Origin of the sequence: Micromonospora sp. NPDC049230, assembly GCF_040647875.1 — a bacterium.
GTDB lineage: Bacteria > Actinomycetota > Actinomycetes > Mycobacteriales > Micromonosporaceae > Micromonospora.
The window spans coordinates 26,139-32,407 of the sequence record NZ_JBEZCZ010000061.1 but is presented as its reverse complement, the minus strand read 5'-3'; the positions used below and the strand labels follow the sequence as shown (position 1 = coordinate 32,407).

Annotated in this window: 8 protein-coding genes; 1 reads left to right on the top strand and 7 read right to left on the bottom strand. The window is 72.0% G+C overall.

Annotated features, from left to right (window positions below; genetic code table 11):
* Positions 1–109: 109 nt before the first annotated feature.
* The 3 genes from AB0A95_RS32310 to recO all read right to left on the bottom strand — a co-directional run bounded on the left by AB0A95_RS32310 (position 110) and on the right by recO (position 2,050).
* Complete coding sequence (locus AB0A95_RS32310) at positions 110–295, bottom strand: hypothetical protein (RefSeq protein ID WP_179780512.1); 186 nt, start codon at positions 293–295, stop codon at positions 110–112.
* A gap of 71 nt (positions 296–366) precedes the next feature.
* Positions 367–1,179 carry an isoprenyl transferase gene (locus AB0A95_RS32305; protein ID WP_357559517.1) on the bottom strand — a complete coding sequence of 271 codons (813 nt, stop codon included), beginning with the start codon at positions 1,177–1,179 and terminating at the stop codon, positions 367–369.
* 4 nt (positions 1,180–1,183) lie between these two features.
* Positions 1,184–2,050: a DNA repair protein RecO gene (gene recO / locus AB0A95_RS32300; RefSeq protein ID WP_357559516.1), complete on the bottom strand. Its 867-nt coding sequence runs from the start codon at positions 2,048–2,050 to the stop codon at positions 1,184–1,186.
* Between the two features lie 102 nt (positions 2,051–2,152).
* Between recO and AB0A95_RS32295 the strand changes: the two genes are divergently transcribed.
* Complete coding sequence (locus AB0A95_RS32295) at positions 2,153–2,959, top strand: DUF4097 family beta strand repeat-containing protein (RefSeq protein WP_357559515.1); 807 nt, start codon at positions 2,153–2,155, stop codon at positions 2,957–2,959.
* 140 nt (positions 2,960–3,099) lie between these two features.
* On the opposite strand, the gene era is transcribed toward AB0A95_RS32295, so the two are convergent.
* The 4 genes from era to ybeY are packed head-to-tail and all read right to left on the bottom strand — an operon-like array spanning position 3,100 to position 6,254.
* Positions 3,100–4,005 (bottom strand): GTPase Era, encoded by a 906-nt coding sequence (era, locus tag AB0A95_RS32290; protein ID WP_357559514.1) that lies wholly within the window; start codon positions 4,003–4,005, stop codon positions 3,100–3,102.
* Positions 4,002–4,388: a cytidine deaminase gene (locus AB0A95_RS32285; protein WP_357559513.1), complete on the bottom strand. Its 387-nt coding sequence runs from the start codon at positions 4,386–4,388 to the stop codon at positions 4,002–4,004. Before AB0A95_RS32285 ends, era begins: the two co-directional genes overlap by 4 nt.
* Positions 4,381–5,805 (bottom strand): hemolysin family protein, encoded by a 1,425-nt coding sequence (locus AB0A95_RS32280; protein WP_357559523.1) that lies wholly within the window; start codon positions 5,803–5,805, stop codon positions 4,381–4,383. The genes AB0A95_RS32285 and AB0A95_RS32280 overlap by 8 nt, the downstream gene beginning before the upstream one ends.
* Positions 5,781–6,254 (bottom strand): rRNA maturation RNase YbeY, encoded by a 474-nt coding sequence (ybeY, locus tag AB0A95_RS32275; RefSeq protein WP_357559512.1) that lies wholly within the window; start codon positions 6,252–6,254, stop codon positions 5,781–5,783. Before ybeY ends, AB0A95_RS32280 begins: the two co-directional genes overlap by 25 nt.
* Positions 6,255–6,269 lie beyond the last annotated feature (15 nt).

The window sequence follows — 6,269 nt, the reverse complement described above, 5'->3', positions numbered from 1 at the left end:
CCGCGCGGGGGCGGGCGCGGCGGCGGGCCGCCGGGCGGGGGCGCGCCCCCCCCGGGCCCCCGCCGCCGGGGGGCGGGTGCGGGCGGCGCCGGGGACGGGCGGGGGCTGCTTAGAAGAAGCGGCGACGCTTGGCCTTCTGGGGACGCATCAGGTCCGCGCCCTTGGTCAGCAGGCGGGTCACCCCGGAGGGACCACGGCGGGCCTCCAGGGTGTGGCTGAGCCTGCGGGCACCGGCAGCCGCCAGGGGCACCGCAACCGCCATCACCGCCCACTGGGCAATGCGCTTCTGGATCATGTGGGTTCACCTCCGTCAGTGGCTTCTGACATGGGTGATACCCAGAGTGACGGGAGAGTAAGCGCGTCGGCTCAGATCACCGGGGCGACCGGGTTGGGCAGCGCCCCGCCGAAGCGTCGGTCCCGTTGCGCGTACAACTCGCAGGCATACCAGAGGTGGCGGCGGTCGAAGTCGGGCCAGAGCGTGTCGAGGAAGACCAGCTCGGCGTACGCGGACTGCCAGAGCATGAAGTTGGAGATCCGTTCCTCCCCGGAGGGACGCAGGAACAGGTCCACCTCCGGGATCTCCGGGTGGTAGAGGTATTTCGCCACGGTCTTCTCGGTGACCTTGGCCGGATCCAGTCGGCCGGCGGCCACGTCGCGGGCGATCGCGGCGGCAGCGTCGCCGATCTCGGCCTGCCCCCCGTAGTTGACGCAGAACTGTAGGGTCAACGTCGAGTTGTCCTGGGACATCTCCTCGGCGGTCTGCAACTCGGAGATGACGCTCTTCCACAACCGGCCGGACCGACCCGACCAGACCACCCGTACGCCGAGGTCGACCAGCTGGTCGCGGCGACGACGGATCACGTCCCGGTTGAACCCCATCAGGAACCGGACCTCGTCGGGCGAGCGCCGCCAGTTCTCGGTGGAGAACGCGTACGCCGACAGGTACGGGATGCCCATCTCGATCGCGCCCTCGATGGTGTCGAAGAGGCTGTGCTCCCCCGCCTCGTGACCCTTGGTGCGCGCCAACCCACGGTCCTTGGCCCAGCGACCGTTGCCGTCCATCACCACCGCCACGTGCTTCGGCACCGCCTCGGTGGGCAGTGCCGGCGGCCGGGCGCCGGACGGGTGCGGTGTCGGCGGCGTCGGCTCGCGCCGGCCCGCCTTCTTCGATCGGATCACTCGGTCACTCCCTGTTCGTGCCGTCCGCCCCGGCCTCGACGTCGCCACGCGGCCGGAGCACCACGACCCCGGTGCCGTCCGGCGCCGAGGCCGTGCCGGCCGCCGAGGGACCCCGGTCGACCAGCGGCAGCGAGCGTAGCGCGCGCTCCAGGTGCCACTGCAGGTGAGCCGCGACCAGCCCGCTGCACTCCCGGCGTACGCCGGTGTCGGTGGCGTCGGCGAGCACCCAGTCGCCGGTGGTCAGCGCGGACATCAGGTCGATGGTGGCCGGCGCGGGGTGGGCCGCGCCGGGTGGCCGGCAGTCCGGGCAGACCGCGCCACCCGCCGGTACGGAGAACGCCCGGTGTCGCCCGGGGGTGCCGCAGACCGCACAGGCGATCAGCGCCGGCGCCCAGCCGGCGAGGGCCATCCCCCGCAGCAGGTACGCGTCGAGCACCAGGGTGGTGGCGTGTTCGCCCCGGGACAGCGCCTTCAGCGCGCCGACGGTGAGCTGGAACAGCCGCAGCGACGGCTCCCGCTCGACCGGGGTCAGCCGCTCGGCGGTTTCGGCGATCGCACTTGCCGCCGTGTAGCGGGGATAGTCCCCGAGGAACCGCTTGCCGTACAGGTCGATGCCCTCGACCTGGCTGACGCTGTGCAGCGAGCTGCCGTGGTTGCCCTTCGGGTCGCCGGCGAGCTGGAGGTCGACGTGGCCGAACGGCTCCAGCCGGGCGCCGAACTTGCTCGTGGTGCGGCGGACCCCCCGGGCCACCGCGCGCAGCCGGCCGTGCCGACGGGTGAGCAGGGTGATGATCCGGTCGGACTCGCCGAGCTTTTGCACACGCAGCACCACCGCGTCGTCGCGGTAGAGCTGTCGGCGATACCCGGCCATCGGGCCATTCTCCCTCGGGGTGTGAAATCAGGGTTGGTTCGGGGTGGACGCGCGGACGAACCCCGATGCGCCCGACTCGTCACCGGCCGTAGCGTGCTGGTCATGGCATTGCACCCCACCACCGGCACCGTCCGTCGGCGCGCTACCGCACCCGTCGCCCTGGGCCTGGCAACCACCCTCATCCTCCTCGCCGGGTGCGACAACCTGGCCATGCGTCGGCTCGACTACGACGACACCGAGGCGGCGAAGATCACCACCATCCGGGTCCTGCCGGGTGCGGGCGACGTGATCGTCCGGGGCAACGGCACGGCGGGCGAGGCGCGGATCAAGCGGGTGGTGCGTTACCAGGGTGGCGAACCCCATGCCCGGTACGAGATCAAGGGCAGCGAGTTGGTGTTGGACACCGACTGCGGCGACCGGTGCAGCATCTCCTACGAGGTGGCCCTGCCGGAGGGCGTGGCTCTCCAGGGCGAGTCCGGCTCCGGCGACGTCGAGCTGAGCCGGGTCGGCACTGTGGATCTGCGGCTGGGCTCCGGCGACGTACGGATCGTCGGCGCCTCCGGCGCGGTCGGCGTCGAGACGGGTTCCGGTGACATCGAGGTGAGCGAGGCCAGCGGGGCGGTCCGGCTGCGCGCCGGCTCCGGGGACATCACCGCGCGCCGACTGGGTGGCGCGGTCGACGCGGAGGCCGGGTCCGGCAATGTCAACGTCGAACTGGACAAGCCCGCCGCCGCCCGCGCCCACGCCTCCAGTGGCGACGTCACGCTGCTGGTGCCGGCGGGCAGCTACCGGGTCCGGTCCAACACCGGTTCCGGCGACGCGCGGGTCACCGTCGCCGACGACCCGGCCGCGTCACTGGTGCTCGACGGCTCGGCCGGCAGCGGCAACGTCACCATCAGCCAACGCTGACGGCACCGCTGCCACCACACCCCCGGCCTCAAGGCAACACAGCCGCGCCGCTCGGCCGCAAAGCAGGCCGCACCGCTCGCCCTCAAGGCGGGCGGGCGGCGCGGGGAGGCGGGCCTGGTTGGCCGCCTCGGCGAGGTGGGTCAGAAGCCCAGCTTGCGTAGCTGCCTCGGGTCGCGTTGCCAGTCCTTCGCGACCCGCACGTGCAGGTCGAGATAGACCCGGCCGCCCAGCAGCTCCTCGATCTGCCGGCGGGCGTTGGTGCCGACCTCCTTGAGCCGGCTCGCCTTGTGGCCGAGCACGATCGCCTTCTGGCTGGGCCGTTCCACGTACAGGTCGGCGTAGATCTTCATGACCTGCCCCTCGGGGATCATCTCCTCCACCACCACGGCGATGGAGTGCGGCAGCTCGTCCCGGACCCCCTCCAGGGCGGCCTCCCGGATCAGCTCCGCGACCAATACCTGCTCGGGGTCGTCGGTGAGCATGTCGTCCGGGTAGAGCTGCGGCGACGGCGGCAGGTATTTGGTCATCACGTCGACGAGCGTGTCCACCTGGTGCCCGGAGACGGCGCTCACCGGCACGATCTCGGCGAACTCCCCCATCTGGCTCACCGCGAGCAACTGCTCGGCCAGGCGGCGCTTGTCGACCAGGTCGGTCTTGGTGACCACCGCCAACACTGTGGCCTTCAGCTCGGCCAGCTCACCGGTGATGAACCGGTCCCCGCGCCCCACCGGCTCGTCCGCCGGGATGCAGAGGCCGATCACGTCGACCTCCGTCCAGGTGGACCGGACCAGGTCGTTGAGACGCTCGCCGAGCAGCGTACGGGGGCGGTGCAGGCCCGGCGTGTCGACGAGGACCAACTGCGACTCCGGACGGTGCAGGACGGCCCGGATGACGTGCCGGGTGGTCTGCGGTTTGTTCGAGGTAATCGCGATCTTGGTGCCGACGATGGCGTTGGTCAACGTCGACTTGCCGGCGTTGGGCCGGCCGACGAAGCAACCGAACCCGGCCCGGTACGGCCGTACCTGCGGGTCCGGTGCGGAGCTCACTGCGCCACCGTGCCGAGGACCGTGCCGTCCGGCGCGGCCACGTGGATCGGCGCGTCCACTGTGAGGTCACGCACTGCCGCGTGCCCGGCGCCGTCAAGTGTCGACGCCTCGGTCACCACCACCGCGGCCTCCAGCCGGCTCGCCCCGGCCGCCACGGCCGACGCGACCGCCAACTGCAACGCGGTGAGGGTCAGCGACGGCAACGCGACGCTGGCCGCCGCGTACGTCCGGCCGTCCTGATCCCGGACCGCGGCGCCCTCCACGGCGGCGACCCGGGCGCGGGCTCCCCGGGCCAGGACGACAAGCTTGGCGTCCTCTGCGCTCAGGGGTGCCGGCGCGCTGGGGGCGGGACGAGCGGCAGGCACGGGGGGTGTGTCAGGCATCGGCGGATTGCCTCTCGTCGTCACGGTAGTTTGTCGTGTTGTCCCCGGAGCCGACGTGCTCGCCGCGCCCCGCGGTGTCCTGCTCGTGGCCCGACTCCACCCGGCTGACCAGGACGGTGTCGATCCGGTTGCGCCGGCCGGTGGTGCCCTCGGCGAGCAGCCGGAGACCGGCGACCTCGACCTCCGCGCCGGGGATCGGCACTCGCCCCAACGACTGGGCCAGCAGGCCACCGACCGTTTCCACCTCGTCGGTGGGCAGGTCGGTGTCGAACATCTCGCCCAGACTCTCCACCGGCAGGCGGGCGGTCACCCGCACCGAGGAGTCTGTCAGACGTTCGACGGGCGGGCGTTCGACATCGTACTCGTCGGTGATCTCACCGACGATCTCCTCCAGGATGTCCTCGATGGTGACCAGACCGCCGGTGCCGCCGTACTCGTCGACCACGATGACCAGGTGGTTGCGGGCCGCCTGCATCTCCGACAGCAGGTCGTCGACCGGCTTGGACTCCGGCACGAAGGTCGCCGGGCGCATCAGCTCGGCCACCGGCAGCTGCTCGGCCGCCGGGTCTCCGCCACGGGAGCGCCGGATCAGATCCTTGAGGTAGAGCACACCGAGCACGTCGTCGACGCTCTCGCCGATCACCGGGATGCGGGAGAACCCGGAACGCAGGAAGAGCACAAGCGCCTGCGCGAGCGTCTTGCCCCCCTCGATCCACACCATCTCGGTACGCGGCACCATCACCTCACGGGCGATGGTGTCACCGAGCGCGAAGACCGAGTGGATCATCTGACGTTCGCCGTGCTCGACCACGCCGCGCTGCTCGGCCAGGTCGACCAGCTCACGCAACTCCACCTGGCTGGCGAACGGCCCCTCCCGGAAGCCGCGGCCCGGCGTGACCGCGTTGCCGATCAGGATCAGCAGCGAGGCGAGCGGGTTGAGTGCCCGGCCGAGCCAGCGGACCAGCGGCGCCACCGCACGGCCCACGGCGTACGCGTGCTGCCGGCCGATGGTGCGCGGAGCGACGCCGACCACCACGAAGCTGACCACTGTCATCGCGCCGGCGGTGACCAGCGCGGCCCGCCAGCCGGCGCCGAAGCTGTCCACCGCGACAAGCGCCACCAGGGTGGTGGCGGTCAGCTCGGCGAGCAGCCGCAACAGCAGGAGCAGGTTGAGGTGCCGGACGACGTCGCCGGCCACGGCCTGGAGGGTGCGGGCGCCCCGCACACCGTCGCGCGCCAGCTCGGCGGCGCGGGCCGGCGAGATCGCGGCGAGCGCCGCCTCGGTCATCGCGATCAGACCGGCCAACACCACCAGGCCGGCCGCGAAGACGATCAGCTGTAGGTCAGGAAGGCCGGCGGTGGCGCCGGCCGCGAGTAACGGAGGAGTGGACATCACTGGGTGCGGGTCGACCGCCAGCTCGACAGCAGGCGGGCCTGGAGAGCGAACATCTCCCGCTCCTCATCCGGCTCGGCGTGGTCGTAGCCGAGCAGGTGCAGCACCCCGTGCACGGTGAGCAGGTGCAGCTCGTCGGCCGGGGCGTGCCCGGCGGTCGCCGCCTGCTTGGCCGCGACCTCGGGGCAGAGCACGATGTCGCCGAGCAGGGCGGGTTCGCCGCCGGCCGGTGCGGACTCCCCCGGGCCGTGGTCGACGCTGCCCTCGTCCATGGGGAAGGCGAGCACGTCGGTCGGGCCGTCGCCACCCATCCAGCGGTGGTTCAGCTCGGTCATGTAGTCGATGTCGACAAGCAGCACGGACAGCTCGGCGAGGGGGTTGACCCCCATCTCGTCGAGGGCGTGCCGGGCGACGGCGAGCACGGCGTCGGTGTCGACCTCGACACCGGACTCGTTGGCGATCTCGATGGACAACTGCTTTCCTCTGCT

Coding starts and splice junctions, on each gene's coding strand:
- AB0A95_RS32285 (WP_357559513.1), bottom strand. CDS start 4,388: ATGCCTGACACACCCCCCGTGCCTGCCGCTCGTCCCGCCCCCAGCGCG.
- AB0A95_RS32295 (WP_357559515.1), top strand. CDS start 2,153: ATGGCATTGCACCCCACCACCGGCACCGTCCGTCGGCGCGCTACCGCA.
- AB0A95_RS32310 (WP_179780512.1), bottom strand. CDS start 295: ATGATCCAGAAGCGCATTGCCCAGTGGGCGGTGATGGCGGTTGCGGTG.
- recO (WP_357559516.1), bottom strand. CDS start 2,050: ATGGCCGGGTATCGCCGACAGCTCTACCGCGACGACGCGGTGGTGCTG.